Genomic DNA, 25,898 nt, shown 5'->3' on the forward strand with positions numbered 1-25,898 from the left:
CGATAGCCCGTTTTTGCGGGCACGGTCAAGCAAAAATTTCCCCGCCACGCCTGGAATGTTTCGGTCGGGCGTTTCTCGCATGCCCTGAGCACGCAATACCGCGCAACAAATCGTTTCCCGATCCTCCCGCGACAGCGAAAATTTGCTAGCATCCGCAGGTTTTCCTGGAACTCCACAATCTCTTTCGACGCAAATTCGTTGCGCCGGGTCCCCAACGGATGGCATCAGACAAGGAACTCGCCGATTTTCTGGCGGGCGTCGAAAGACGCGCGTTCAAGCAGACCGTGTACACCGTCCGCGACGACGACGCGGCGCTCGACATCGTCCAGGACGCCATGATCAAGCTCGCGGAAAAGTACGGCGACAAGCCGTCGGCCGAGCTTCCTCTTTTGTTCCAGCGTATCCTCCAGAATGCGACGCACGACTACTTTCGCCGCCAGAAAGTACGCAATACCTGGATCAGCCTGTTCTCCTCGTTCGGCAGCGCCGACGACGACGAGTTCGACCCGCTCGAAACCTTCGAATCCGAGGACGGCGCGACCGGCAGCGAAAGCAGCGAGAGCCGGCTGGAACGCGAGCAGGTGCTCAACCTGATCGACGCGGAAATCCAGAAGTTACCGGCGCGTCAACGAGAAGCTTTTCTCATGCGTTACTGGGAAGATATGGATGTCGCAGAGACGGCCGCCGCGATGGGCTGCTCCGAGGGCAGCGTGAAGACGCACTGTTCACGCGCCACGCACGCTCTCGCGCAAGCCCTGAAAGCCAAAGGGATCACGCTATGAGTTCCGCTCTTGAAACGAAGGAAAACGAGTTCGCGCTAAAGGTCGTGCGCGCGCTCGACGAAAGCACGTCGGCCATTCCGGCCGCCGCGATGGATCGGCTCGCCGAGGCGCGCCGCGCCGCGATCGCGCGCAAGAAGCCCGAGAAAGTGGCGGTCGCCGCCGCTGCGCCTGCGTTCACGCCGGTTCTGGCCGGCGCGGGCGCCGCGCTCTTGGCCGGCGGTTCCGGCGATGCGCACGGCCGCAAGAGCCTGTTCGCGCGCCTGGGCGGCTTCGGGCTGGCGGGCCCGGTGTTCGCGCTCGCCGTCGCGCTGGCGGGCATCGCTTACTGGGAAGATCAGCAGCGCAAGGCCGAACTCGCCGACATCGACGCGGCCATGATGAGCGACAGCCTGCCGCTCGACGCTTATCTCGATCACGGCTTCAACGCGTATCTGACGCGCAATCACTAAGCATCAAACCGAGCGGGGGAAATTCGGGTGAGTTACAAGCGCGGTCTCGCGATTGTCTTCGGCTGCGCGATTGCGGGTCTGGTCGCGTTCGCCGCTACTTACCCGCGTTTCTATTCGTCCTCCGCCACGGCGTCCATGTCCGCCGCCGCGCCCAGCGGCGCGAGCGCGGGCGCGGACGGGTCTCTCTCGCCGCTCGCCGCGCTTTCATCGGACAACCCGCTCTCTTGGAGCCGCCTGACGGAGGCGCAGCGCGTTGCGCTCGCACCTTTCGCCACGCAGTGGGACTCCTTCAGCGACGAGCGCAAGCAAAAGTGGCTCAAGATCGCATCGCGCTATCACCGCATGTCGCCGGACGCACAGAAGCGGCTGCAGCAGCGCATGGAGGAATGGGTGCGCATGACGCCCGACCAGCGCAAGGTCGCGCGGGAAAACTACCAGGTGTCGAAGCTCGTGCCGCCCGACAAGCGCGAAAAGGCCTGGGACGCGTATCAGAAGCTCTCGGAAGAACAGAAGAAAAAGCTCGCCGCAAGCGAGCGAGGCCGCCGCCCGACCGTGGTCAGCGCCCCGCCGACCGGCAAGGCCGAAGTGAAGGACATCAACCGTCTCGTCGCGGCGCGCGAGCAGGGCCATGCGGCTTCGCACGCGGAAGCCGGGCCGGGCGCGGGCGCGCCGGCATCGGGCACGCCGTTGCAGCCTGCCGTGCCGAACGCCGCGAGCATCGTCCCGGCCACGCCGATTCCCGTTTCGCCGCAGCAGGCGCCTTCGATGTACAACGGTTCGTGATCGCGCGATGAGCGTCTCCGCCACCGCGACCATCCCGCCGCTTCGCGCGCCCAGCCTGCGCCGGCGCCTCTCCACGATGGTCTACGAAGGCGTCATCCTGTTCGGCGTCGTGTTCATCGCCGGGTATCTCTTCAGCACACTCACCCAGCAGCGCAGCGGCCTCACGCATCACGACTGGCTGATGTCGTGGATCGGTCTCGTGCTGGCGGCGTATTTCGTGTGGTTCTGGACGCACGGCGGCCAGACGTTGCCGATGAAAACCTGGCGCCTGAAAGTCGTCGATGCGCGCGGCGAGCCGCTCACCGTCGGCCGGGCGCTAGCGCGCTATGTGCTCGCGTGGCTATGGTTCCTGCCGCCGCTCGCGCTGCACCCGCTGCTTTCGCTGGCGGTGCCGCAGACGCTGATCGTGCTCCCCGTTTGGATCGCGCTGTGGGCGGCAGCCGTCTGGCTCGATCCCGCCCGCCAGTTCCTGCACGACCGCCTCGCCGGCACGCGCATCGTCGCGGCGTAGCTGGAACTCTCGTCGGCTTCACGCGTAATAAGAACTTCTCGTGACTGTCACGGCTCGGTCACGGCCGCACGGCGTAATGCGCATACCAAAACTCGATGCGCGAGCCAATGGCCCTCCACCCGACAGTCACGCCGGCATTCGATCCCTCCACCGCTTACCGTTTTCGCAGTTCCGGCTTGCGCGTCGATCCGTCGGCGCTTGTGCCCGAGTCACTCGAGACGGCGCCCCCCGTCGCCGATAACGAATCGGCGGACGGAACGCATCGTTATCGCACGATCTGGCTCTCGGATATCCACTTAGGCTCCGGCGGCTGTCAGGCCGCCTATCTGCTCGACTTCCTGCGGCATCACGAATCGGAATATCTGTATCTCGTCGGCGACATCATCGACGGATGGCAGCTTCGCAAAGGCTGGTTCTGGCCGCAGGCGCACAACGACGTCGTGCAGAAAATCCTGCGCAAGGCGCGCAAGGGCACGCAAGTCGTCTATATCCCCGGCAATCACGACGAAGCCGCGCGCCAGTTCTGCGATCTCGCGTTCGGCGACATTCACGTGCGCGGCGAGGCGTTTCACACGACGCTCGCGGGCAAGCGCTTGTGGATCGTCCACGGCGATCTCTTCGACGGCGTCATTCAGCACGCCAAATGGCTCGCCTATCTCGGCGACACCGCGTACACCGCGATCTTGCTGCTCAACCGCTGGTTCAATCGCGTGCGCACGAAGCTCGGCCTCAATTACTGGTCGCTCTCGCAGTACCTGAAGCATCAGGTCAAGAACGCGGTCAATTTCATCTCGCAGTTCGAGCGCGTGATGACCGATGAAGCGCGCCGCCGCGGCTGCGACGGCGTCGTGTGCGGGCACATCCACAAGGCCGAGATTCGCGATATCGACGGCATCCTGTATTGCAACGACGGCGACTGGGTAGAGAGTCTCTCCGCGCTCGTCGAGACCTACGACGGCGAGCTGAAGGTCGTCTACTGGACCGTCATGCGCGCGCCCGGACAGCCGGCCGCGAAAGCCCGCGCGACGGTGTGAACGCATCCATCAGGCCACACGAGGAACCGCAATGAAGATCATGATCGTGACCGATGCATGGGAGCCGCAAGTCAACGGCGTCGTGCGCACACTCAAGAATACGAGCAAGGAACTGACGGCGCTCGGGCATCGCGTGGATATGCTCACGCCGCTCGAATTCAGGACGATTCCCTGCCCGACCTATCCCGAGATTCGCCTGTCGCTGATGGCGGGCCGTCATGTCGCCGAGCGCATCGACGCGTTCGATCCCGATGCGCTGCACATCGCGACGGAAGGCCCGCTCGGCCTCGCCGCCCGCGCGTACGCGCTGCGTCACAAGCTGCCGTACACCACCGCCTATCACACGCGCTTTCCCGAATACGTGAAGGCGCGTTTCGGCATTCCGCTCGCGATGACGTATCGCTTTCTGCGCTGGTTCCACGGACCGTCGCAGGCGGTGATGGCGCCGACGCCCGTGGTCAAGAAAGATCTGGAGGCCTATGGATTCACGAACGTCGTGCTGTGGACGCGCGGCGTCGATCTCGACATCTTCCATCCGATGGACTCGAAGGTGCTCAACACCGCGCGGCCGATCTTTCTGTACGTCGGGCGCGTGGCGATCGAGAAGAACGTCGAAGCGTTTCTGAAACTCGATCTGCCCGGCTCGAAATGGGTCGCGGGCGAAGGCCCGGCGCTCGCCGAGCTGAAATCTCGCTACACGAACGTCAACTATCTCGGCGTGCTGTCGCAGCCGGAACTCGCGAAGGTGTACGCCGCCGCCGATGTCTTCGTGTTTCCGAGCCGCACCGATACGTTCGGCCTCGTGCTGCGGGAAGCGATGGCCTGCGGCACGCCGATCGCGGCGTATCCGGTCACGGGCCCGATCGACGTGCTCGGCGAACACGGACCCGGCGCGCTCGACGACGACCTGCGCGAGGCGTGCCTTCAGGCGCTGAAGATCGACCGTGCCGACGCGCGCGCCTGGGCCGAACGCTTCTCTTGGCGCGCGGCGTCGGAGCAGTTCGCGTCGCATTTGCGGCAGTTCGAGCCGCGCGCGCCGCGCGCCGACCGGGCGCCCGCATGACGCGTCGCCCGTTGGCGGAGGAACGCGCCGAAGCGAACGCCCGCGCGGCGGCGGGCCGCATCATGGACCCGTTCGACGACGACACCGACGCCAGCGCGGATACGCTCGATTCGCACGCTCAGGCAACCGAGCCGCTCGGCACCGACGACCTCCCCTTCAATCCGTACAAGCGCAATCGCGGCTTCACGCGCGCCTGGCACGCGATGAAGAACTCGATCGCAGGTTTTCGCATCGCGATTCGCGAGGAAAGCGCCTTCCGGCAGGAACTGACGCTCGCGGCAATCCTTTTGCCGTGCAGCCTTTTCGTGCCGGTGGCGCCTGTCGAGCGCGCCGCGCTAATCGGCTCCGTGCTGCTGGTGCTCATCGTCGAACTGTTGAATTCGAGCGTCGAGGCGGCGATCGACCGCATCTCGCTCGAACGCCACGAACTCTCGAAGCGCGCGAAGGACTTCGGCAGCGCCGCCGTGATGGTCGCGCTCGCGGTATGCGTGCTCACGTGGGCCATGATTCTGTGGCCGCACGCGCCCGCCGCGGCTGCGTGGCTCGGGCGACTTCTGGCTTGAGCGCGCCGTATCTCGTAAAGTCGTCGCCGGGTCAGCGAGGCCGCGTCCGGAACGGAGAACGAGCGGTTTATAATCGTCCGATATTCTCAAAAATAGCAACGGAACCGGACGCGGGCATGCTTGCACGAGGCCGCCGCAACCGGATGCCAAGGTCGGACGACATGGAAGCGAAACCTCCCCGCCGTACCCGCGAACGGATTCTCGAGCTGTCGCTGAAGTTGTTCAACGATATCGGCGAGCCCAACGTCACCACGACGACCATCGCCGAGGAGATGGAAATCAGTCCAGGCAATCTGTACTACCATTTCCGCAACAAGGACGACATCATCAACAGCATCTTCGCGCAGTTCGAGCAGCAGATTCAGAAGCGCCTGCGCTTTCCGGACGATCACCGGCCGACCATCGACGAGATGTGGTCCTATCTGCAGTACATGGCCGATTTTCTCTGGACGTATCGCTTTCTCTACCGCGACCTGAACGACCTTCTCGCGCGCAACCGCACGCTGGAAACGCACTTCAAGCAGATCATCACGCACAAGGTGCGCTTCGCGCAGCAGTTGTGCGAGGCGCTCGTCGCCGATCAGGAAATGGTCGCGACGCCCGCCGAGATCGAGGTCATCGCGACGAACATCGGCGTGATCGCGACCTACTGGCTCTCGTATCAGTACGTGATGAACCCGCGCAAGTACAACGATCAGGAAGCGATTCGCGCGGAGCTTCATCAGGTGAGCGTGCACATCATCTCGATCATGGCGCCGTATCTGCGCGGCCGCTCGCGCCAGCTTTTCGACGATCTGGTGTCCGGTAAGATGCCCAAGCGCGAATATGCGGACTTCCTGCCGCCGCGCGACGATGCCGCCAGCGCATCGAAGAACGAAACACCGAAGGATTCCCGATAATGAAGGCAGTGTGTGTGTATTGCGGCTCCGCCTCCGGAGCCCGCCCCGTCTATGCAGAAGCCGCGCGCGCGTTCGGCCGCGCCCTCGTCGAGGCGAACTTGTCGCTCGTGTATGGCGGCGGCCGCGTCGGGCTGATGGGCCTGATCGCCGATGAAGTGCTCGCCGCCGGCGGACGCGCGGTCGGCGTAATTCCCGAACTGCTGCTCGCGAAGGAAGTCGGCCATACCGATCTCACGGAACTGCACGTCGTGCCCGACATGCACGAGCGCAAGAAGAAGATGGCCGATCTCGCCGATGCCTTCGTCGCGATGCCCGGGGGCGTCGGCACGTACGAAGAGTTCTTCGAGGTGTACACGTGGGCGCAGCTCGGCTATCACCAGAAGCCCGTCGGCCTGCTGGACATCAACGGCTATTTCGACCCGCTTCTGTCGATGCTGCGTCATACCATCGACGAAGGCTTCATGCGCAAGCCGTATCTGGACATGATTCAGGTGGCCGCCGAGCCGAACGAGATGATCGCGAAGCTCGCGGCCTACACGCCGCCCGCGAACGACAAGTGGTCCGAGAAACGCAACGCAGTCTAAGGAGAATCGAGCGATGTCCAAAGTCATCCTGATCACCGGCGCGAGCCGCGGCATCGGCCGGTCGGCTGCCATTCTCGCGGGCGCGCGCGGCTGGTCGGTCGGCGTGAACTACGCGTCGAACGCGCAGGCCGCCGAAGAAACCGTCGCGGCGGTGCGCGCGGCGGGCGGCAAGGCCATCGCGATTGCCGGCGACGTGCGCGACGAAGCGGCGATCATCGCCATGTTCGACGCCACCGAACAAGCCTTCGGCAAGCTCGACGGCGTGGTGAACAACGCGGGCATCGTCGCGCCGGGGGCGCCTCTGGCCGACATGGACATCGAGCGGCTCAAGCGCATTTTCGACACCAACGTGCTCGGCGCGTATCTGTGCGCCCGCGAGGCGGCGCGGCGTCTGTCGCGCTCGCGCGGCGGCCACGGCGGCTCGCTCGTGAACGTGTCGTCGGCGGCGGCGCGGCTCGGGTCGCCGAACGAATACGTGGACTACGCGGGCTCCAAAGGCGCGGTCGACGCGATGACCATCGGGCTTTCCAAGGAGCTCGGCCCGGAAGGCGTGCGCGTCAACGCCATCCGCCCCGGCCTCATCGAAACCGAGATCCACGCGAGCGGCGGCAAGCCGGACCGCGCGCACGTGCTCGGTGTGCACACGCCGCTCGGACGCCCCGGCACGGCGGACGAAGTCGGAGAGTCGATCGTCTGGCTGCTCTCGGACGCGTCGTCGTATGTGACCGGCGCGATTCTGGACGTGACGGGCGGACGTTAAGTTTGCGCCCCGCGCATCACAGGTCTTCGGGCGCGAAGCGAAGTTCATAGCCGCGCGCTTCGAGCATGCGCGCGATATCCATTTCCCGAAACGCGCGCTCGGCGATGCTGCGCTTGGTCCGATACTGAATGACTGGCGGATCGATGCCGATGAGCCGCCGCCATTTGCAGTGCTGCCCGAAGAGCGACATCATGTCGACGTCGCGATGCGCCGCCCCGGCGTGTTCGATCCCGAAGCGCAGACACATCTCGACCGGCGCGAACCGCAGGCCGACGGCTTCCAGTTCGGGCCGCAGCACGCACGTGAGTTGCACGTCCTCGTTGAGCGCGCAGTTCGTCCATTCGACCTTGAGCGGATCGCCGCCGATCTTGTCGGGCGCGGGAATCGTCATCCGGATCTCGGGATGGTCGATGAGCGCGCGCATCATGCGCCGGCTGCGCAAGCAAAAGCCGCCGTTGATGACCGGCATCACCGTCTGCGCAGGCTTGCCGAGTTCGGCGCTCCACGCGTAGTGCGTGACCCAGCGCGTGCCTTCGCTGGTATCGATACGTCCGACGTGCGCCATCGGGCCGACGTAATCGTATTCGAGAAAATCGTCGGTCCAGTTCGCGGTGTCGAGCACCCAGCCGTCATCCTGGACGATCAGCGCGAACTCGGTCTCCACGACGCGCCACAGCGCGTACATCATGAACCACGAGTATTCCTGATAATTGAGCGGCGCGATCTTGCGATGCTCGATGCCGGCCGGCAGACTCGCGGGCGCCTGCGGGCTGCACAGCACGGCACGCGCGCCAGGCATCTGGCGCAGGCTCAGCGTGAGCGCATAGACGGCGCGCGTCGCGTCGGGCAGCCCTGTCACGGAAACCAGTGTGATCTTGCTGAAGTCTTTCATCGCGTTCCCGCAAAAGCAAAGCGATGAAAATAAGTCGGCGCGCGGCGCGCGGCTATCGACGGAGTTCTAGAAACCGCCGTGCTCGGCGAGCCACGCTTCTTCGGCGGGCAGCGTCTCGCGTCCGAGTATCCTGTTCCGATGCGGAAAGCGCCCGAATCGTTCGATGACTTCCGCGTGTCTCAACGCGGAGTCGTAGAAGCTCGCGACGCCCGTGTCGTCGCGCAGTTTTGCAAAGAGGCGCACGGATTGGCGCTGGCTGGCGAGCGTTTCGTCGTGCTCGAACGGCGTGTACACGAACGCGCGATGACAGGCGCTCGGCATCCGCAAATCGTCGCCCTGCCCGACCAGCTTCTTCGCGACCGCGAGCGCCCGCGCGTCGCCGGCGAAGGCGCGCGGCTTGTTGCGATAACAATTGCGCGAGAACTGATCCAGCACCACGATCAGCGCGAGCGCGCAAAGCGGCTCGCGTTCCCACGCTTCCAGGCCGCCCGCCTGCGCTTCGTCGAGCAGAGCGCCGAAGCGTTCGGTCAGCATGGCGTCGAACGCGCGCTTCTTGGTCCACCACTGCCTGCGCTCGGTGCCAAATTCCGGCGAGCCCGGCGCGCCGAACCAGAAGTCCAGCACGTCCTGCGCGCGCGGATCCGTGGTCAAGCGAGCTCCAACACGAGCCGCCGCGTGCGCGCGCTCTTCTTTTCCAGCTTGGCGATGCGCAGCGTGCCGATTTCGCCGGTATTGCGCACATGCGTGCCGCCGCACGGCTGCAAGTCCACGTTCTCGATGCGCAGAAGCCGCACGCGGCCGAGGCCCATCGGCGGCTTCACGCTCATCGTGCGGACCAGCTCGGGGCGCGCGGACATTTCGTCGTCGGTGATCCATTCGGTGCGCACGTCGTGCGAACCGCCGACGAGTTCGCGCAGCTTCGCTTCCACTGCTTCGCGCTCGATCGGCTCGACGGTCGCGAGATCGAGCCGCGCGTAATCGGTCGTGATGCTGCAACCATCGACCGGATACGGCAGCACCGCGCAGATCAGGTGGCTCGCCGTGTGCAGCCGCATATGCCGGTACCGCCGCTCCCAGTCGATTTCCGCGCTCACGGCGTCGCACACCTTGAGCTTCGCGAGCGCGTCTTCCTGACCGGGCGCGGGCACGTGCACGGCATCGTCGGGCGTCGCGCCTTCGAACTTGGCCTTGCGCGTATCCGCGATGGCGATGACCGTGCCGTCCGCGAGCGTCAGCGTTCCGGCATCGCCCGCCTGCCCGCCGCCGAGCGGATAGAACACGGTCTGGTCCAGATGGATGCCCGCCTCGTCGATGGCGGTGACGGTCGCATCGCAGCGTCGTTGATAAGCGTCCTCGCGAAAGAGCGCGCGTGTAGTCATGACTTCGTGTCCTCGAAAACCTTGCGTGATCGCAGATGATGCCGCAAACCGGCGCGGCCTCGCCCGGTACACAGCGGGGCGAATCAGCCGGGACGGTTGCGCATCCAGTCGGCGGTATTGAAGAACGAGGTGAGCAGGCGCTCGCGCAGCGGCTCGGCGAGGCCGATGTCCTCCATCGCCCAGGCCATGCAGCGCAGCCATTGATCGCGCTCGCTCGACGCGATGGCGAACGGCAGATGCCGCGCCCGCAGCCGCGGATGCCCGAAGCGGCTGATGTAGTGATCCGGCCCGCCCATCCAGCCGCACAGGAACCAGAAGGTCTTGTCGCGCGAATTGTCGAGCGTCGGCGGATGCAGCGCGCGAATGCCCGCGAACTCGGGCTCCAGGTCCATCAAATCGTAGAAACGGTCGACGAGCGCGCGCACGCGCTCCTCGCCGCCGATCAGTTCGAACGCGGTCGGCGCTGCTTGTTGATTGGTCGCTTCGTCTTCGGAAGCCGGTTGATTCACTTCGCTCATTGCTTTGCTTTGACTGAAAACTACGCGTCCCGCAGCGACTGCAGCGCCGGTCGCGCCAGCACGCGCCGCAGGCTGAGCCAGCCGCCGAGCCCCGCGCACGCGATGCCCGCGACGACGCCCGCCGGCACGAGCCACGGATTGCAATCGATATGAAACTCGAACACGCGCGACGCGAGCACGTAGCCGATGCCCTGCGCGCCGAGCGCGGCCATGAGCCCCGACAACGCGCCGACTGCGACGAACTCCGCGACCTGCACCGAGCGCACTTGCCGGTGCGACGCGCCGAGCGCGCGCAACAACGCCGACTCGCGCATGCGCTCGTCGCGCGTGCCGGCAAGCGCCGCGTACAGCACGAGCACGCCCGCCGCGAGCGTGAAGATGAAAAGGAACTGCACCGCGCCGATCACCTGCGCGAGCGTGCGCTGGATCTGCGCGAGAATCGGCGCGGTGTCGATGGCCGTGACGTTCGGGTACGCGGCGATCAGGCCGTCGATCATGCGCTGGTCGTTCGCGGGCAGATGGAAGCTCGTGATGAACGTCGCGGGCAAGTCCGCGAGCGCCTCGGGCGGCATCAGCACGAAGAAGTTCACCTTGAACGAATTCCAGTCCACCTTGCGCAGACTTGTGACGGGCGCTTCCACCGGCAGGCCCGCCACGTCGAAACGCAGCATGTCGCCCATCTTCACGCGGATCGTCTTCGCGATGCCCTCTTCCATCGACACCTGCGGCTTGCCGCTCGTGCCGTACCACGCGCCCTGCGTCACGCGGTTGTCGTCGGGCAGCGCGGTCGTGTAGGAGAGGTTGAACTCGCGGTCCACCAGCCGCTTCGCGTCCGGCTTGTCGTAGCTGTCCGGATTCACCGCTTTGCCGTTGATCGCGACGAGGCGCGCGCGCACCATCGGCGAAAGCACGGCGTCGGGCTGGCCGTGGCCGTGCAGATAGGCGAGCACGCCGTCGCGCTGGTCCGGCTGGATGTCGATCAGGAACTCGTTGGGCGCATCCGGCGGCGTGGCGTCGCGCCATCCCTTGATGAGATCGTTGCGCGTCATGCCGATCAGCAAGAGACACATCAGCCCGATGCCGAGCGCCGTGATCTGCAACGCGCTCGCGCCGCTGCGCCGCTCCAGCGACGCGAGCGCATAGCGCCAGCCGACGCCCGCGCGGCTCCTCTCGCGCCGCACGAAGCGCGCCGCCGCCCACAGCGCCGCCCGCGCGATGACGCCGAAAAGCAGCAGCCCCGCCGCGAACCCGCCCGCGACGATCACGCCGAGCTTCAGCTCGCCCGCCGCGACCACGAGCAGCGCCCCGAACAGCAGCACGCCGATGCCGTACGCCGCATACGCGATACGGCTGGCATCGCCCAGTTCGCGGCGGATCACGTGGACCGGCGGCACGCGCGTCAGCGGCAAAAGCGGCGGCAGCGCGAAGCCGAGCAGCAGCACGAGGCCCATCGCGATGCCTTGCAACGCGGGCCAGACGCTCGCCTGCGGCAACTCGACATCGACGAGCGAACCCAGCGCGTGCAGCAGCACCAGATGCCCGATGAACCCGAGCACGATGCCCGCCACGCTGCCGATCACGCCGATCGCCAGAAATTCGTTGACGAAGAGCGCGCGCAGCGTCCGCTGGCTGACGCCGAGGCAGCGCATCGCGGCGCAGCCGTCCAGATGGCGTCGCGCGAAGCGGTGCGCGGCCATCGCGATGGCGACCGCAGCGAGCAGCGCCGTCAGGAGCGAAACGAGCGTGAGGAAGTGGCTCGCGCGGTCGATGGTCTGCCGCACTTGCGGCTGGCCGTCCGACAGCGATTCAAGCGCGACGCCGCGCAGCTTGCCGCCGTCGGTCTTGCCGCGCGCGAACTGCGCGAACCGCTCGACCTGCGCGTCCGGTCCCGCGACGAGTAGCCGGTACGTCACGCGGCTGCCGTAGCCGACCAGCCCCGTTGCCGCGATTTCATCGGCGCGCATCATCAGACGCGGCGAGAAGTTCACGAACGAGAAGCCGCGGTCCATTTCCCGCGTGATGACCGCCGCGACCGTGAAGGTGCGCGTGCCGACCTTCACCGCGCCGCCGACTTTTGTCTTCAGCGCGTCGAGCAGCGCGGGATCGACCCAGACGGTGCCGGGCGCGGGAATGCCTTGCGCGGGCGCATCGGGCGCATCGGGGCCCGGCGCGATACGCAGCGCGCCGCGCAACGGATAGCCCGGCGTCACGCCCTTGATCGCCGCGAGGCGCGAAAGCGGCGTCTGCCCGGCCGAACTGACCATGCTCGGGAAAATGGTCGTGCCCGCCGTTTCCAGCCCGAGCGCGCGCGCTTCTTGAGCGAACATCGGATCGACGGGGTGATCGGCGCGCACGACGAAATCGGCGGCGATCATCTGGCGGGCGTCGCGCGCAAGTCCCTGCCGCATGCGATCCGCGAGAAAACCGACGCTCGACAACGCGGCGACGGCCAGCACGAGCGCGAGCAACAGCATCGTGAGTTCGCCCGCGCGCCAGTCGCGCGCGGTCATGCGCCATGACTGGCGCACGGTCTGGAGGAAGTCGAGTCGGGCGCCCGAATGCGTGTGGTGAGGTGCGTGCGACGCCTTGGCCGCCGGTTTGTCGTTGGCCGCGGTGCTCAATCGTGCTTGCTCCGCAGTCGGCTGATCGGGTTATGCGTGCCCGGCAGCATATGCTTGGCCATGCGCGACACGCCGCCGTGCACGCCGCGCACGAGACGCGGCAGCGCCCAGCCGGCCACCACCAGAAACGCGATCAGCATGACGAGGAACAGCAGCGGCACGAAGAACGCGAGGACGAGGCCGAGCGTCGCGCCGACATCTTCGGTGGCGGATGCCGCCCAGTTCGACACCGGCTCCGGCGAAAGATTGATGAGCGCGCGCGTGCCCGCTTTCGCGAAATGCGACGCCCCGGCGAGCGTGCCGCCCGCGAGCGCGGCGATGGTGAGCAGCGTCGGATCGGCGTGGCCGAGCGAGCCCGCCGCGAGCACGGCGCCGGCGGGAATGCGAATGAACGTATGAATGGCGTCCCACAGGGAATCCAGCGCGGGGATCTTGTCGGCGAGAAATTCGACGAACGCGAGGAACGCCGCCGCGCCGATCACCCACGGGGAAGCGAGCACGGCGAGCGTGTCGGGCAGATGAATGACGCCCATGCGGGCGAACAGGCCGGCGACGAAGACCGTGAGGTACAGGCGCAGCCCGCTCGCCCATGAAAGGCCCGCAGCGAGCGAAAGTGATTCCAGCATTGCCGCCTCCTTGTTGCGCCAGCCGCGCGCTTGGGGCCACGGCTCGATGCTGTACCGGCTGAAACAATCGGCCCGCTTCCGCTGATCGGAGCGTGACCGACAAATGCCGCGACGCGGGCGCGCGTAAGATGGAACCGCCAGCCTCTCGCCGCGAAAACCGCAACCGCACGCGAGGCGCCCGGCAGACTGACTTCAGATCATTATATCCACGCAAAATGCCCGCAGTGGGCGTGTGGCACCGCAGCGGTCAAGCGATTGCCGTTCCCGCGCCTTTCAGTGCCCCGACGTGAGCTTGAGTCCGATCAAGCCCGCGATGATGAGCACCGCGCTCACGATGCGCGCCGCCGACACCGCCTCGCCCATGAACACGATGCCGAACACGAACGCGCCGACCGCGCCGATGCCGGTCCACACCGCATACGCGGTGCCGAGCGGCAACTGGCGCATGGCGAGCGCGAGCAGCACGAAGCTGCCGATGGCCGTCACGAGTGTGAACACGGACGGCCCGAGCTTGGTGAAGCCGTCGGACGACTTGAGCCCCGCCGCCCACGCGACTTCCAGCAGACCGGCAATGAAGAGAAGAATCCAGGACATCGGGTCACTCCCATGAAAATGGGGCCGTCCCCAATGAGTCGATGCGCGTCCCGGTCGTCCGGCACGCGGTTAGCTGATGAGCGCGAGGTCGAAATTGTAGCAAAGGGGTCATGCGCGCCGCGTGTCCCGCCCCGGCAAACGGTGTATTAAAGGACGACCAAGGACGACGCGCGCACTTTCGCATCGTTCGACGCAAACGTTGCAAGAATCGCCAAGGAGCGTTCATGCATATCGACCCGGTTCTGCTCTCGCGCTTTCAGTTCGCGTGGGTCATCGCGTTTCATATCTTGCTTCCGGCTTTCACCGTCGGGCTCGCCTGCTTCATCGCCACGCTGGAAGTCAACTGGTGGATCACCAAGCGCGATGTCTACCGGCGGCTGTCGGCGTTCTGGCTCAAGATCTTCGCGGTGTCGTTCGGCATGGGCGTGGTGTCGGGCATCGTGATGCCGTTTCAGTTCGGCACCAACTGGAGCCGCTACGCCGACCGCACCGCGAACGTCGTCGGCCCGCTGATGGGCTACGAAGTGCTGACCGCGTTCTTCCTGGAATCGGCGTTTCTCGGCGTGCTGCTCTTCGGCCGCAAGCTCGTGCCGCAGTGGGCGCACGTGATGTCCGCGCTGTTCGTCGCGCTCGGCACGCTCATCTCGTCGTTCTGGATTCTCGCCGTCAATAGCTGGATGCAGACGCCGCAAGGCTACCGCCTCATGCCCGACGGCCGCTTCGAAGTGGTCAGCTTCTTCGACGTGATCTTCTCGCCGTCGTTTCCGTTCCGGCTGAGCCACACGGTGAGCGCGTTTCTCGTGACCACCGCCTTCGTCATTCTCGGCGTCGGCGCCATGTACATGCGTCAGGGCCGCGCGATCGAGGAAAGCCGCGTGATGCTCAAGATGTCGCTGATCTTCCTGATCATCATGGTGCCCGTGCAGATGGTGCTCGGCGACGCTCACGGCCTCAACACGCTCAAGCATCAGCCGGCCAAGCTCGCCGCAATGGAGGCGCTGTGGGACTCCGGCTCGCGCGTGCCCGCCAATCTCCTCTCCATTCCCGATCAGGACGAAGAGCGCAATCACTTCGAGATTTCGGTGCCGGTGCTAGGCAGCATCTATCTGACGCACGATCCGAACGGCTACGTGCGCGGCCTCAAGGACTTTCCGCGCGAGGACCGCCCGCCTGTCGCGGTCGTGTTCTTCGCGTTCCACATCATGGTCGGGATCGCGATGCTGATGCTCGCGATCGTGCTGTCGGGCATCGTGCTCTTCGCGCGCGGCAAGCTGGAACGCAGCCGGCGATGGCTGCGCGCGGCCACGTTCGCGATGCCGCTCGGCTTCATCGCCGTGCTCGCCGGGTGGACGACGACCGAAGCCGGCCGGCAGCCGTGGACCGTGTACGGCGTGCTGCGCACCCGCGATTCGGTGACGCCCTCGCTCACCACCGGCGATGTCGGGCTCTCGTGGCTGCTCTACGTGCTCGCGTACGCCGTGATCTTCGGCTCGGGATACATCCTCTTGCGGCGTCTGGTGCGCATCGGTCCGTCCGAAGCCACGCAAGGCCACGAGAACGAACTGCTTCAGCCGAAGACGCGCGCGGCGCGGCCGCTTTCGGCGGTATCGTCGAGCGGCGACACGTCGCGGCAAACGGCGGATGTCGCGCCGAGCGACGACATCGTGCCGCCGCGCCGGCCGCACTAGCCATCCTGACAACCGGAGAACGCGATGCTCGATCTCGTGCCGCTGTGGGCCGCCATTCTCGCGCTGGCCGTGTTCATGTACGTGCTGCTCGACGGCTTCGATCTCGGCGTCGGCATGCTCTTTCTGCTGCGCCGCGACCACGACGAGCGCAACTTGATGATCAACTCCGTCGCGCCCGTCTGGGACTTCAACGAAACGTGGCTCGTGCTCGGCGGCGGCGGACTGTTCGCGGTGTTTCCGCTCGCCTACGCGATCATCGTGCCGGCCGTCTATTTCCCGATTCTCTTCATGCTGCTCGGGCTGATCTTTCGCGGCGTGGCGTTCGAATTCCGCGAAGTCGTCGGCGCGCGCAAGTGGCTGTGGGATCGCGCGTTCGCGTACGGGTCGCTGCTCGCCACGTTCTCGCAAGGCATCGTGCTCGGCATGTTCATTCAGGGCTTTCCGATCGTCGGCCGTCAGTACTCGGGAACGAGCTGGGACTGGCTCGCGCCGTTTCCGCTCCTGGTCGGCGTCGGCCTGATATTCGGCTACGCGCTGCAAGGCTCGACGTGGCTCGTGCTCAAGACCGAAGGCGACTTGCAGGCGTGGGGCCGCAAGATGGCGCGCTTCGCGCTCATCGGCGTGCTCGCGTTCATTCTGCTCATCAGCTTGTGGACGCCGCTCAAAGACGCGCGCATCGCGGCGCGCTGGTTCGGCTTTCCGATGGCCTTCGCGTTCGCGCCCGTGCCGTTGCTGACCGCGTTTCTCGCGTGGAAGCTCTGGTCGAGCCTCACAAAAGGCCGCGAAGTGCTGCCCTTCGTCTGCTCGATGGGCCTTTTCTTCCTCGCGTTCACGGGGCTCGTCATCAGCCTGTGGCCGTTTATCGCGCCGCCTTCCGTGACGCTATGGGACGCGTCGGCCGCGCCGATCACGCATCAGTTCTTCCTGATCGGAACGCTGTTCCTGCTGCCGGTGCTGATGATCTACGTGACCTGGTCGTACTGGGTGTTTCGTGGCAAGGTGCGCAGCGACATCGGCTATCACGTGGAATGACAGCCGCATCGCGCGTCAGAGCTTTTGCGCGACCGCGAGCGAGAGAATGCGCGTCCACTTGCGGGCTTCTGCGCGGTCGGTCATCGGCAGACGCCATTGGCCGTGAGCCTTGTCGGCGACGTCGAGAATGACGTGCCACTCGCCACGCGCGTCATCGTGCGCCAGCTGCGCGTCGCGCAAGTCCGCGAAGATGTAGTGGCCGGTCGCATCGCCTACGCGCACGTCCAGCAGGCGCTTGCCCGCGGCGAGCCGCACGCCGCCCCAGTCGCGCTTCAGTTCGTGCGTCCAGTTGGTGGCGTCGCCCTTGACGCGCGGCAGATTCGGCGCGATTTCGCGACGCCGCGCGAGCCAGTACGCGATGCCCGCCGCGACCGCCGCCGCCACGACCACCGCGACGCCGACGGCCACGCCCAGCCCGAAGCGCGCATCGAGCGCGTCGAAGGACCACACCGCGCCGTAGATCAGCGCCGCCAGCGCGATGAGCGCGAGAACGATCGGCATGACGGCTACCCTTTGCGAGCGAACGAAGCGGCCGCCATCACTGTGCCTTGTGCTTCGCGTTCCAGTCGCGCAGCGCCTGCAGCGTGTTCGCGACGTGCTGATCCGGCGACAGGCTCGTGTATTCGTAGATGACCTTGCCGTCCGGCGCGATCACGTACGACACGCGGTTGGCCATCGAGCTCTTGAACGGCAATGCGGCGTCGTATGCGCCGATGATCTTCGCGTCGGTGTCGGCCGCGACCGGGAACTTGCTGCGGCATTCGCTCACTGAAAAACGCTGCAGCGTGCCGATATCGTCGTGCGACACGCCGATCACCGTCGCGCCCTGCGCCTTGTATTGATCCACCGCTTCGGCGAACTCGTGCGCCTCGATCGTGCAGCCCTTCGTGAAAGCCGCCGGATAGAAGTACAGCACAACCGGGCCTTTCTTTAGCGCGTCCGCGAGCGAGTAGTCGAAGACGTTGCCGCCGAGCGACGCCTGCGTGACGAACGGCGGCGCGACATCGCCCGGCTTGAGGGTGGCGCGCGCCATCAACGGATACGCCGCGACCGCGCATGCGATCAAGCCCGAAAGCGCCACGCCTGCCATCTTCGTTCTTCTTTTCATGCGGATGTCTCTCCGTGACCGGTTGGTGCGGCGTTCAGTCGAGCCGCTGTTCGCTGAACCACGCGGCCGCTTCGACCTGAAGCGAAGCCAGAAGCGCGGGCGTCAGCGCGTCGAGCGCCGGATCGGCGAGCCGGCGCGCGTCGATCGCTTCGATATCCCCGCGCTCAGTCGCCCGCGCGATGCCGAGCAGCGCGCCCAGTTCGCCCTTGCCGGCCAAAATGGCCGAGCGGATATCGGCGGCCAGATGCAGCTTATCGACAATTTCGGCCGGCTGCAGATCCACCACCACATGCACGAGCGAAAAAATGCCGGTCATGAACGCGGCATCCGAGAACGCTTCATCCGATGGACGCAGCGCATTCGCCGCCAGTTCCATGAAGCGCGCGCGCGTGCCGACGAGTTGCAGGAGCGGATCCGAGCGCCACGGCAGGCCGCTGCCGTCCGCGTACAGCAGCAGTTGCGTCCAGCGCATCAACTGGCGCGTGCCGGCGGCGGCCATGGCTTCCTTCAGCGACGACACGTTGCGTCCGCGCGCATGGGCGCTCGAATTGGCGAGGCGCATGAGTTGCAGCACGATATCCGGATTGCGCTTCAGTTCCACTTCGAGCTCGCGCAGGCCGGGATCGCTGCCGAGCACGGCCAGAAGCCGCAGCAGCGTGCCGCGCGCCGGGCTCGCGCGCCGCGCCGACAGCACTTGCGGCCGCGCGAAGAAGTAGCCCTGAAAGAGATCGAAGCCGAGTTCGCGCGCCTCTGTGAAGTCCTCGTGCGTCTCGACCTTTTCCGCGACGAGCAGCTTGCCGTGCTTCTTCACGAGCGCCGTCAGTTCGCGCAACTGCGAGCGCTCGGCGGCGAGCAGGTCCACTTTGACGATATCGACCGATGGCAGCGCGGCGAGCAATGCATCGTCGAGGCGCGTCACGTCGTCCAGCGCGAAGCGAAAGCCATCGCGGCGCAACTGCGCGCATCGCTTGAAGAGCGCGTCGTCGAACTCGATGTTCTCCAGCAACTCGAGCACGAATCGCTCGGGCTGCATGAGATGCACGATGTCGTCGAAGATCAGCTCGCGGCTCATGTTCACGTAGCCGGGATGCAGGCCCAGCACGGCCGGCACGCCGATCTCGCCGACCGTGCGCGCGACGACATGCGCGGTCGCCTGCACGTCGTCATCGACGCGAGCGCGGTTCTCGGGGCTATCGCGGAAGAGGAGCTCGTAGGCGGCGAGCGCGCCCGCGCCGTCGAGAATCGGCTGGCGGCCGACATAGACGCTCGGCTCGCGTCGGGCGCGCAGTTTCAGCGAAGAATCGGGCATGACGGGAACCGAATGAGCGCGACGAATCCGTCAGGCGGGACTACGAGTGTGGACGCAAAGGTTTGCGCCGACGCCGGCACGTGAGCGGTCTCGAAGCCGCAACGACCTGCTCGGGCCGGCGATAAAAGACAATCGATCATGAAGCGTAACGTGTGCGACAAATTCCCGAATCGGGCGACCGTAACGCGGAACGCCCGCCGCATGGCGACCGGGGCCGGGGCGTTTCCGCCGGAAACGCGCACTGTAACCGAAAATCGCCATGCGTCCATCTTTTACGCCAAGCGCGCAACGGCCGCGCCGGGCGTTTTCCCTGATTGCCGGCGGCGTCTCGGGCCAGAGCGCCATGCAGCGGCATGACGGTTAAAGAATTTCGCTGAACCGCCGATAACTCGCCTGATAGAGCGTGCCGCGCGTCATGCCGACGCGCCGAACGCCGAGCCGCTCGAAGCGGTAATCGCGCGCCGCCGAAGCATCCGACGATCAGCCCGTGCGTCGACCATCGGCCGCGCGCCGCCGCGAGAACCTTAACTGACCATGCAAGCGAACCGGACCTCCGTCTCCCGCCGCGCACCGTGGCGCATCGCGCTCGATGTGCTTTGCCGCGCATGGAGACCCGCCGCGCGAGACGACCGCGATCCGCACGAGCACGACGCTGGGGCGCCGACCTCCGCGTCCTCTGCGGCTCACGGCGTAAGCATCGCGGGCAAGCCCGCCGCCGCGCTCGAAGCGACGCTCGGCGCGGTCGATTTCCTCGCGCACGTGGACGACGCGCTGCGCTTTCAGTACGTGTCGCACGCGAGCATCGACTTCATCGGCTATCACCACGACTACCTGAGCATGCTGACGCTGCACGATCTCGTGCCGTCGGAGGAAGCAGGCGAACTGGACGCGCTCGTCGCCCGCGCGCGCGCAAGCGGCCAGCTCGAATGCGCGACGCTCAACCTCGTGAAGTCGCTCACTTACCCGATCTGCGTCGAGCTGCGGCTTCTGGCGACCGCCTCGCAAGGCGCGCCCGGCTTCGCGCTCGCCGCGTTCGACGTGTCGCGCTGGCGTGAACGCGAAGCGTCGCTCACGCACGCGCTGCATCACGATCCGCTCACCGGCCTCGAGAACGCGACCGCGCTTCAGGCGGCGGTGACCGCGATGCAGACCGAAGCGGAACGCACGCGGACGCATACGGCGCTCGTCCTGCTGGATATCGACGACTATCAGCGCATCAACCGCGCGCTCGGCTCCGATGCCGGCGACGACATGCTGCGCGAAACCGCGCGCCGCATCCAGCACACGGCCACGCACGGTGAGCGCGTGGCGCGCGTCGCCGGCGACGAGTTCGCCCTGCTGCTGCCCGCGGGCGCGACCGCCGAAGCCGCCGAGAATCTTGCGCGCCGGCTCTTGACCGCGATCGCGCAGCCGTACCGGTATCGCGGGCAGCACACGCATTTGTCGGCGAGCATCGGCGTGGCGTTGTATCCGGACCACGCCGTGAAAGACGGCGCGACGGCGAAATCCGGCGTGCAGGCGAGCCTGCTGCGCATGGCCGATCTCGCGCTCGCGCAGGCGAAGGCCGCGGGCGGCAACACGCTCGTCGTCCATACGCTCGACGACGATCCCGCCGACGCGGAGCGTCTGAAGCTCGAAGCGGACCTCTACGAGGCCGTGCGCAACGGCGAGTTCTCGCTCTTCTTCCAGCCGATCACGAAGATCCGCACGGGCGCGGTCGTCGGCGTGGAAGCGCTGATGCGCTGGCATCATCCGGTGCATGGGCTCGTGCCGCCGTCGACGTTCATTCCGCTCGCGGAGTCCATCGGCCTCATCAACTATCTCGGCAACTGGGTGCTGAAGGCGGCGTGCATGCAGCTCGTGCAGTGGGACGCCATCGGCATCCGGCTCGATTACGTGTCGGTGAACGTGTCGCCGCGGCAGTTCCGCGACAAGCGCTTCCTGGCCGCGGTGAAGGAAGCCATCGCGCTGACGGGCATCGACGCGAAGCGGCTCGTCTTCGAGATCACCGAAAGCCTGCTGATGCAGGACCCGGAAGAAGCGACGCGCCTGCTCGAAGCGCTGCGCGCGCTCGGCATCCGCTTTGCCGTGGACGACTTCGGCACCGGATATTCGAGCCTCGCCTATCTGCAACGGTTTCCGCTCGCGAAGCTCAAGATCGACCGCAGCTTTGTCGAAAACCTGATTACGTCGCGCAACAACCGCGCGATCGTGAGCGCGGTGGTCGGGCTCGCGCAGTCGCTCGGACTGGAACTCGTCGCGGAAGGCGTCGAGACCGAGGCGCAGCGGGACTTGCTCGCCGAAATGGGCTGCGACCACATACAGGGCTGGCTGATCAGTCATGCCATGCCGTCGGACGAACTCGCGCGTTCGTTCCAATCGAGTTCGCTCGTGCTGCACGAGACAATATGAGCGTACGAATGTTCGTGTTCTAATCGAAGAGCGCGCCTTAACGCCCTGAATCCGTGTATCTTCCGGGGCTGGCCGCTGAATGAATGGATCGGGCAGAGCCGCTTCGGGTTAGCCGTTGCGCTACAACAGGTTTTTTTACGCATGGCACGCACCAAGGCCGAACTACTGGACAAGTTGTGGGGGCGCATGAGCGAGCGCGGGGACTTCCCGATGCTTTCGCAGGCGCTGCGCACGACCGTGTCCGCGATGAGCGACGACGACCTCGACTTCACTGCGCTCGTGCAAGTCGTGCTGTCGGACTTCGGGCTCACGCAGAAGGTGCTGCGGCTCGCCAATTCCGCGATGTACATGGCTTTCGGCGGCAACATCACGACCGTCACGCGGGCGCTGATGGTGCTCGGCATGGACGCGGTCGGCCATCTCGTCGTCGGACTCAAGCTCGTCGACCACTTTCATCAGAGCGCGCCGCGCCGCATCGACGCCAAGCTCGAACTCAACCGCACGCTGCTTTCGGGCACCGTCGCCCGGCAAGTGACGGAGCGCATCGACCTCCGTTCAGCGGAAGAAGCGGTGGTCTGCACGCTGATGCGGCAGATCGGCAAGCTGCTCGTCGCGTTCTATCTCGAACACGAGTGGGACCAGTTGCGCCGCAAAGCGGCCACCGAGAACATCAGCGACAGCAGCGCGTGCGCCGCGCTGCTCGGCGTGACGTTCGAGGAAATCGGCATCGAGGCGGCGGACCGCTGGCGTCTGCCGGAAACGATCCGCGCCGGCATGCGCGCGAGCGACCCGACCGCGCCGCCGGATGAAACCGTGCCGAAGCACGTGCGCTGGCTACAGGCCGTCACCAACTATTCGACCGAAGTAGCCGATGCGCTCACCGCGCAGAACGTCGCGGCGGGCGGGCGCGAATCGATGCTCGTCGATATCGCCGAGCGCTACAGCGGCGCACTCAATGCGGATGCGGAAACCCTCGCGTCGATGAGCCTTGCGCTCGCGAGCGAGGACAGCGGCGACGGCGTGATGCGCGAGATCGTCGAATTGCAGGCGAACGCGGACGCCATGGCGCGGGCGAGCGTATCGGCGGAGGCGCGCATCGGCGCGAGTCTTGCCGACTTGCGCTCGCTGCCGTCGAAGAACGCGCTCTCGCCGGTGCTGGCGCTGGCGTCGGAGGCGGTGCTCGCGGGGCTCGGTCTTTCGCGCACGGTCGTCTTCGTGCGTCAGGCAAACAACGAATTCCAGGCGCGTCTGGGGATGGGCGCGGGCATCGAGCCGATGCTTTCTTCGCTTTCTTTTAGCGCTGAGTTCCGGCCCGATGTGTTCCATCTCGCGATCACGAATCCAGTCGGCATCTTCATCGAGAATGCCCACGATCCGCGGATCGACGCGCGTTTGCCGCGCTGGTACAAGGAGACGCTCGGCGAGGCGCAGGCTTTCGTGCTGCTGCCCGTGAAGTCGAAGGATTCGACTGTCGCGCTCGTTTATGGCGACTGGACGGTGGGGCAGCATGTGCACAAGATTTCTCCCCAGGAGATGGGGGCGCTCAATGAGCTCACACGGGAGCTTAGCCGTTTCTTTTCCAATGCTGATTGGAAGGAAGTTGAGTTGATCTGAGCTTTTGTTTTTCTCGTTGCTCTTTGTTCTCGCCGCGCTCTTTCGTCGGGGAACTTGTTTTTGTATCGGTCTATTTGCGTTGCCCCTCCCCGGGGCGGGGGTCACTTTCTTTGCTGCTGCAAAGAAAGTAACCAAAGAAAGCAGCTTTTTCTTGGCCCAAAGCATTGATCGTGTGGTCACTCCGCAGAAAGACATTGGCACTCAGCTTGAAACAGCCCTGAATCACCCTCCACGCCCACTGAACACCCACGTCCTCCGAGCCCCTTGGCTCGTCAAAACCATCTTATGCTTCGCATCACTGAACAATTACTTCAACGAATAGCCGTAGCCGTAGCCGCAGTCGTAGCCGTAGTTTTAGTCGTAGCCGTTGCCACAGCCGCAAGTCGTAAGTCGCAAGTCGTAAGCGGCCACGGGCAGCTATAGGCGCAACCGCGGCCGAGCCGGCACCTACGCGCCGGTGTTAATGCTGATTAGAACGGTTGTCTCGCAACCTTTGGTCGTTGGGCTGACGCGGCTTGCCGAGACTTGAATACGTGGCAGAGCCGTCGTTTGAAGATGGTTTTGACGAGCCAAGGGGCTCGGAGGACGTGGCGGTCAGCGGGCGTGGAGGGTGATTCAGGGCTGATTCAAGCTGAGTGCCAATGCTTTTCTGCGGAGTGCACCTTCATTTGAAACCGCGGGCGAAAAAGCTGCTTTCTTTGGTTACTTTCTTTGCAGCAGCAAAGAAAGTGACCCCCGCCCCGGGGAGGGGCAACGCTAATAGACCGACGCGAAATCAAGTTCCACGACGAAAGAGAAGTTCATCTAAGCAAGCATGAAGCGCCCTCGCCCTGGGCAAGAGCAAGGGCAAGGCCAACAACAGAAAGAACGCTCAAGCTAACTGAAACTTCCCAACAAGCCCCTTAAGCGCGCGCGCTTGATCATCGAGCGATTGCGCCGCAGCCGCCGCCTGCTCGACGAGCGCGGCGTTCTGCTGCGTCCCGGCGTCCATTTGCGAAACGGCGTGTCCGATCGCCTCGATGCCCGACTTCTGCTCGGCCGAAGCCGCCGAAATCTCGCCCATGATGTCCGTCACGCGTCGCACGGCGCGCACCACTTCCTCCATCGTCGCGCCCGCCTCCTGCGCATAGGTCGAGCCATCCGACACGCGCGAAACCGACGTGTCGATCAACGTCTTGATCTCCTTCGCCGCCGCCGACGACCGCTGCGCCAGAGCGCGCACTTCCCCCGCCACGACCGCGAAGCCGCGTCCCTGCTCGCCCGCGCGCGCCGCTTCCACAGCCGCGTTCAGCGCGAGAATGTTCGTCTGAAACGCAATGCCCTCGATCACGCCGATGATGTCGCCGATGCTCTTCGCGCTCGCATCGATGCGCTCCATCGTCTCGACCACGCGACCCACCACCTTGCCGCCCTTCTCCGCGATCTCTGACGCATTGTGCGCGAGCGTCGTCGCCTGCATCGCGTTATCGGCGTTCTGGCGCACCGTCGACGTCAGTTGCTCCATGCTGGCCGCCGTCTTCTCCAGCGCGACCGCCTGCTCTTCCGTGCGGCGCGACAGATCCACGTTGCCCGTCGAGATTTCGCTCGACGCCGACGCGATCGCCTCCGCGCTCGCCGCAATGTCGCCGACCGTCGCCGACAAGCCCGACTGCATTTCTGACAACGCGTAGAGCATGCTGGCGTCGTCGCGGCGCTTGAGGCGAATCGGATACGCGAGGTCGCCCGACGCGATGCGGCTCGCGATCTCCTTCGCATAACCGGGCTCGCCGCCGAGTTGTCCGGACAGACGCCGCACGACCCATTCGCTGACGATGATCGCGAGCACGAAGAGCGCAATCGTCAGCACCGACACCATCACGAACGACGAATGGAAGATGAACGCGGCGGCGTCGATGGTCGCTTTCGCGGCGGCGCCCCGGCGCGCCACGAGTTCATCGACCATTTTCTCCAGCTTGCTGGTCTCGACGAGCAGCGAGACGTCCTGCATGCCGACTTGCCAGTTCATCTGCGAGAGATCGAGCGGCTGCTCCTTCACGAGCTTGACGAAGCCGCGCAGGTTGCCGCTCCACGTCGCGAGCGCGGCGGAGAAGCGCTTCTGTTGCGCGAGCGCGTCGGTATCCGCATGGTCAATGTACTGCGCCAGTTGCGCCTGCTCCTTGCCGATCTCGGTCAGCGCGCGTTCGATCTCGTTGCCGAGGTCGTCGCGTTCCTTCGCCGTCGATGCGGTAAGCAGCATCTTCTGCGAACGGCTCGCGCGCAGCAGGTAGCCGCGCGTTTCCTCGGCCGCGCGGCTCGCGACATAGCCTTGCGTGTAGATGGACTCGGTCGCGCCGTTGAGCCGGCTGATCTGCGTGAGCGCAATCGCGCCGATGCCAAGCGTGCCCGCCAGAACGAGGCCGAACGCGAGGCGCAATGTCGCCTTCACGGACAGCGCGCGCTTCGAAGCCGTCTTGTTTCTTGCGCCTGCCGCCTGTCCCGAAGCGGCGTTCGGCATCAGGCCGGCGCCTCGCGCGGCGCGTAGCGGAAAGAGTCTCATCATGTATCCCCGTGTGATTTTCTTCGAACGGTACGCCCGCTCTACGGGACGCCCACATCGCTGGTCTACGGCATAAGCCTCGTTTTCTTTAGCGCGGTGCGTACGGCCGTTCGGTGCCCGGCGATTCTTATAACCGGCCAA

General features: G+C 65.6%; 24 protein-coding genes and 1 pseudogene. 14 read left to right on the forward strand and 11 right to left on the reverse strand.

Annotation, left to right across the window (positions count from 1 at the left end; genetic code table 11):
* Positions 1–218 precede the first annotated feature (218 nt).
* The 10 genes and pseudogenes from JYK05_RS08360 (at position 219) to JYK05_RS08405 (ending at position 7,428) form a co-directional block, all read left to right on the forward strand.
* Positions 219–782 (forward strand): RNA polymerase sigma factor, encoded by a 564-nt coding sequence (locus tag JYK05_RS08360; protein ID WP_175944243.1) that lies wholly within the window; start codon positions 219–221, stop codon positions 780–782.
* Positions 779–1,231, forward strand: coding sequence for a DUF3619 family protein (locus JYK05_RS08365; RefSeq protein ID WP_206466620.1), 453 nt, complete (start codon positions 779–781; stop codon positions 1,229–1,231). Before JYK05_RS08360 ends, JYK05_RS08365 begins: the two co-directional genes overlap by 4 nt.
* A gap of 27 nt (positions 1,232–1,258) precedes the next feature.
* On the forward strand, positions 1,259–2,014 hold the full coding sequence (locus JYK05_RS08370; protein WP_175944247.1) for a DUF3106 domain-containing protein: 756 nt from the start codon (positions 1,259–1,261) through the stop codon (positions 2,012–2,014).
* Positions 2,015–2,021: 7 nt separating this feature from the next.
* On the forward strand, positions 2,022–2,525 hold the full coding sequence (locus JYK05_RS08375; protein WP_206466621.1) for an RDD family protein: 504 nt from the start codon (positions 2,022–2,024) through the stop codon (positions 2,523–2,525).
* A 257-nt stretch (positions 2,526–2,782) separates the two neighbouring features.
* A pseudogene (locus tag JYK05_RS08380) lies at positions 2,783–3,559 on the forward strand (UDP-2,3-diacylglucosamine diphosphatase); the annotation flags it as partial.
* A gap of 31 nt (positions 3,560–3,590) precedes the next feature.
* On the forward strand, positions 3,591–4,622 hold the full coding sequence (locus JYK05_RS08385; RefSeq protein WP_206466623.1) for a glycosyltransferase family 1 protein: 1,032 nt from the start codon (positions 3,591–3,593) through the stop codon (positions 4,620–4,622).
* Positions 4,619–5,185 carry a diacylglycerol kinase gene (locus JYK05_RS08390; protein WP_206466624.1) on the forward strand — a complete coding sequence of 189 codons (567 nt, stop codon included), beginning with the start codon at positions 4,619–4,621 and terminating at the stop codon, positions 5,183–5,185. The genes JYK05_RS08385 and JYK05_RS08390 overlap by 4 nt, the downstream gene beginning before the upstream one ends.
* Positions 5,186–5,346: 161 nt before the next feature.
* A complete protein-coding gene (locus JYK05_RS08395; RefSeq protein WP_206466625.1) occupies positions 5,347–6,084 on the forward strand; it encodes a TetR/AcrR family transcriptional regulator in 738 nt (245 codons plus the stop codon).
* Positions 6,084–6,668 carry a TIGR00730 family Rossman fold protein gene (locus JYK05_RS08400; protein ID WP_206466626.1) on the forward strand — a complete coding sequence of 195 codons (585 nt, stop codon included), beginning with the start codon at positions 6,084–6,086 and terminating at the stop codon, positions 6,666–6,668. The genes JYK05_RS08395 and JYK05_RS08400 overlap by 1 nt, the downstream gene beginning before the upstream one ends.
* A 13-nt stretch (positions 6,669–6,681) precedes the next feature.
* Entirely contained in the window at positions 6,682–7,428 is a 747-nt protein-coding gene (locus JYK05_RS08405) for an SDR family oxidoreductase (protein ID WP_206466627.1), read from the forward strand.
* A 16-nt stretch (positions 7,429–7,444) separates the two neighbouring features.
* On the opposite strand, the gene JYK05_RS08410 is transcribed toward JYK05_RS08405, so the two are convergent.
* The 7 genes from JYK05_RS08410 to sugE form a co-directional block, all read right to left on the reverse strand.
* A complete protein-coding gene (locus JYK05_RS08410) occupies positions 7,445–8,320 on the reverse strand; it encodes a DUF5672 family protein (RefSeq protein ID WP_206466628.1) in 876 nt (291 codons plus the stop codon).
* Between the two features lie 66 nt (positions 8,321–8,386).
* Positions 8,387–8,971, reverse strand: a complete 585-nt coding sequence (locus JYK05_RS08415; RefSeq protein ID WP_241269783.1) for a DUF924 family protein — start codon at positions 8,969–8,971, stop codon at positions 8,387–8,389.
* Positions 8,968–9,699 carry an alanyl-tRNA editing protein gene (locus tag JYK05_RS08420; RefSeq protein ID WP_206466630.1) on the reverse strand — a complete coding sequence of 244 codons (732 nt, stop codon included), beginning with the start codon at positions 9,697–9,699 and terminating at the stop codon, positions 8,968–8,970. The genes JYK05_RS08415 and JYK05_RS08420 overlap by 4 nt, the downstream gene beginning before the upstream one ends.
* Positions 9,700–9,782: 83 nt before the next feature.
* Complete coding sequence (locus JYK05_RS08425; protein ID WP_206466631.1) at positions 9,783–10,217, reverse strand: group II truncated hemoglobin; 435 nt, start codon at positions 10,215–10,217, stop codon at positions 9,783–9,785.
* Between the two features lie 20 nt (positions 10,218–10,237).
* Positions 10,238–12,838, reverse strand: coding sequence for an ABC transporter permease (locus JYK05_RS08430; protein WP_371826372.1), 2,601 nt, complete (start codon positions 12,836–12,838; stop codon positions 10,238–10,240).
* Positions 12,835–13,464, reverse strand: a complete 630-nt coding sequence (locus JYK05_RS08435; protein ID WP_206466632.1) for a DUF4126 domain-containing protein — start codon at positions 13,462–13,464, stop codon at positions 12,835–12,837. The genes JYK05_RS08430 and JYK05_RS08435 overlap by 4 nt, the downstream gene beginning before the upstream one ends.
* A gap of 273 nt (positions 13,465–13,737) precedes the next feature.
* Positions 13,738–14,058 (reverse strand): quaternary ammonium compound efflux SMR transporter SugE, encoded by a 321-nt coding sequence (gene sugE, locus JYK05_RS08440; protein ID WP_206466633.1) that lies wholly within the window; start codon positions 14,056–14,058, stop codon positions 13,738–13,740.
* Positions 14,059–14,282: 224 nt separating this feature from the next.
* Here sugE and JYK05_RS08445 point away from each other — a divergent pair, with 224 nt between their 5' ends.
* Both JYK05_RS08445 and cydB read left to right on the forward strand, forming a co-directional pair.
* Positions 14,283–15,746 (forward strand): cytochrome ubiquinol oxidase subunit I, encoded by a 1,464-nt coding sequence (locus JYK05_RS08445; RefSeq protein ID WP_206466634.1) that lies wholly within the window; start codon positions 14,283–14,285, stop codon positions 15,744–15,746.
* Between the two features lie 24 nt (positions 15,747–15,770).
* A complete protein-coding gene (cydB, locus tag JYK05_RS08450; protein WP_206466635.1) occupies positions 15,771–16,778 on the forward strand; it encodes a cytochrome d ubiquinol oxidase subunit II in 1,008 nt (335 codons plus the stop codon).
* Between the two features lie 15 nt (positions 16,779–16,793).
* On the opposite strand, the gene JYK05_RS08455 is transcribed toward cydB, so the two are convergent.
* From JYK05_RS08455 to JYK05_RS08465, 3 genes are read right to left on the reverse strand one after another with little or no spacing between them, the layout of a single operon-like run.
* Entirely contained in the window at positions 16,794–17,279 is a 486-nt protein-coding gene (locus JYK05_RS08455; protein WP_206466636.1) for a hypothetical protein, read from the reverse strand.
* Between the two features lie 37 nt (positions 17,280–17,316).
* Positions 17,317–17,868, reverse strand: coding sequence for a peroxiredoxin (locus tag JYK05_RS08460; protein WP_371826421.1), 552 nt, complete (start codon positions 17,866–17,868; stop codon positions 17,317–17,319).
* 52 nt (positions 17,869–17,920) lie between these two features.
* Positions 17,921–19,195, reverse strand: a complete 1,275-nt coding sequence (locus JYK05_RS08465; protein WP_175944284.1) for an EAL and HDOD domain-containing protein — start codon at positions 19,193–19,195, stop codon at positions 17,921–17,923.
* A gap of 534 nt (positions 19,196–19,729) precedes the next feature.
* Between JYK05_RS08465 and JYK05_RS08470 the strand changes: the two genes are divergently transcribed.
* Both JYK05_RS08470 and JYK05_RS08475 read left to right on the forward strand, forming a co-directional pair.
* Positions 19,730–21,607 (forward strand): bifunctional diguanylate cyclase/phosphodiesterase, encoded by a 1,878-nt coding sequence (locus JYK05_RS08470; protein WP_241269784.1) that lies wholly within the window; start codon positions 19,730–19,732, stop codon positions 21,605–21,607.
* Positions 21,608–21,748: 141 nt separating this feature from the next.
* The gene (locus tag JYK05_RS08475) at positions 21,749–23,221 is read left to right on the forward strand and encodes an HDOD domain-containing protein (RefSeq protein WP_175944288.1); all 1,473 of its coding nucleotides are present in this window, start codon (positions 21,749–21,751) and stop codon (positions 23,219–23,221) included.
* A gap of 871 nt (positions 23,222–24,092) precedes the next feature.
* On the opposite strand, the gene JYK05_RS08480 is transcribed toward JYK05_RS08475, so the two are convergent.
* Positions 24,093–25,715, reverse strand: coding sequence for a methyl-accepting chemotaxis protein (locus JYK05_RS08480; RefSeq protein WP_371826373.1), 1,623 nt, complete (start codon positions 25,713–25,715; stop codon positions 24,093–24,095).
* Positions 25,716–25,898: the final 183 nt, after the last annotated feature.

Source organism: Caballeronia sp. M1242, assembly GCF_017220215.1.
Classification (GTDB): domain Bacteria; phylum Pseudomonadota; class Gammaproteobacteria; order Burkholderiales; family Burkholderiaceae; genus Caballeronia.

Coding starts and splice junctions, on each gene's coding strand:
- JYK05_RS08475 (WP_175944288.1), top strand. CDS start 21,749: ATGGCACGCACCAAGGCCGAACTACTGGACAAGTTGTGGGGGCGCATG.
- JYK05_RS08435 (WP_206466632.1), bottom strand. CDS start 13,464: ATGCTGGAATCACTTTCGCTCGCTGCGGGCCTTTCATGGGCGAGCGGG.
- JYK05_RS08365 (WP_206466620.1), top strand. CDS start 779: ATGAGTTCCGCTCTTGAAACGAAGGAAAACGAGTTCGCGCTAAAGGTC.
- JYK05_RS08410 (WP_206466628.1), bottom strand. CDS start 8,320: ATGAAAGACTTCAGCAAGATCACACTGGTTTCCGTGACAGGGCTGCCC.
- JYK05_RS08480 (WP_371826373.1), bottom strand. CDS start 25,715: ATGCCGAACGCCGCTTCGGGACAGGCGGCAGGCGCAAGAAACAAGACG.
- JYK05_RS08420 (WP_206466630.1), bottom strand. CDS start 9,699: ATGACTACACGCGCGCTCTTTCGCGAGGACGCTTATCAACGACGCTGC.
- JYK05_RS08445 (WP_206466634.1), top strand. CDS start 14,283: ATGCATATCGACCCGGTTCTGCTCTCGCGCTTTCAGTTCGCGTGGGTC.
- JYK05_RS08390 (WP_206466624.1), top strand. CDS start 4,619: ATGACGCGTCGCCCGTTGGCGGAGGAACGCGCCGAAGCGAACGCCCGC.
- JYK05_RS08425 (WP_206466631.1), bottom strand. CDS start 10,217: ATGAGCGAAGTGAATCAACCGGCTTCCGAAGACGAAGCGACCAATCAA.
- JYK05_RS08455 (WP_206466636.1), bottom strand. CDS start 17,279: ATGCCGATCGTTCTCGCGCTCATCGCGCTGGCGGCGCTGATCTACGGC.
- JYK05_RS08400 (WP_206466626.1), top strand. CDS start 6,084: ATGAAGGCAGTGTGTGTGTATTGCGGCTCCGCCTCCGGAGCCCGCCCC.
- JYK05_RS08460 (WP_371826421.1), bottom strand. CDS start 17,868: ATGGCAGGCGTGGCGCTTTCGGGCTTGATCGCATGCGCGGTCGCGGCG.
- JYK05_RS08405 (WP_206466627.1), top strand. CDS start 6,682: ATGTCCAAAGTCATCCTGATCACCGGCGCGAGCCGCGGCATCGGCCGG.
- JYK05_RS08360 (WP_175944243.1), top strand. CDS start 219: ATGGCATCAGACAAGGAACTCGCCGATTTTCTGGCGGGCGTCGAAAGA.
- JYK05_RS08395 (WP_206466625.1), top strand. CDS start 5,347: ATGGAAGCGAAACCTCCCCGCCGTACCCGCGAACGGATTCTCGAGCTG.
- JYK05_RS08385 (WP_206466623.1), top strand. CDS start 3,591: ATGAAGATCATGATCGTGACCGATGCATGGGAGCCGCAAGTCAACGGC.
- JYK05_RS08470 (WP_241269784.1), top strand. CDS start 19,730: ATGCAAGCGAACCGGACCTCCGTCTCCCGCCGCGCACCGTGGCGCATC.
- JYK05_RS08465 (WP_175944284.1), bottom strand. CDS start 19,195: ATGCCCGATTCTTCGCTGAAACTGCGCGCCCGACGCGAGCCGAGCGTC.
- JYK05_RS08375 (WP_206466621.1), top strand. CDS start 2,022: ATGAGCGTCTCCGCCACCGCGACCATCCCGCCGCTTCGCGCGCCCAGC.
- cydB (WP_206466635.1), top strand. CDS start 15,771: ATGCTCGATCTCGTGCCGCTGTGGGCCGCCATTCTCGCGCTGGCCGTG.
- sugE (WP_206466633.1), bottom strand. CDS start 14,058: ATGTCCTGGATTCTTCTCTTCATTGCCGGTCTGCTGGAAGTCGCGTGG.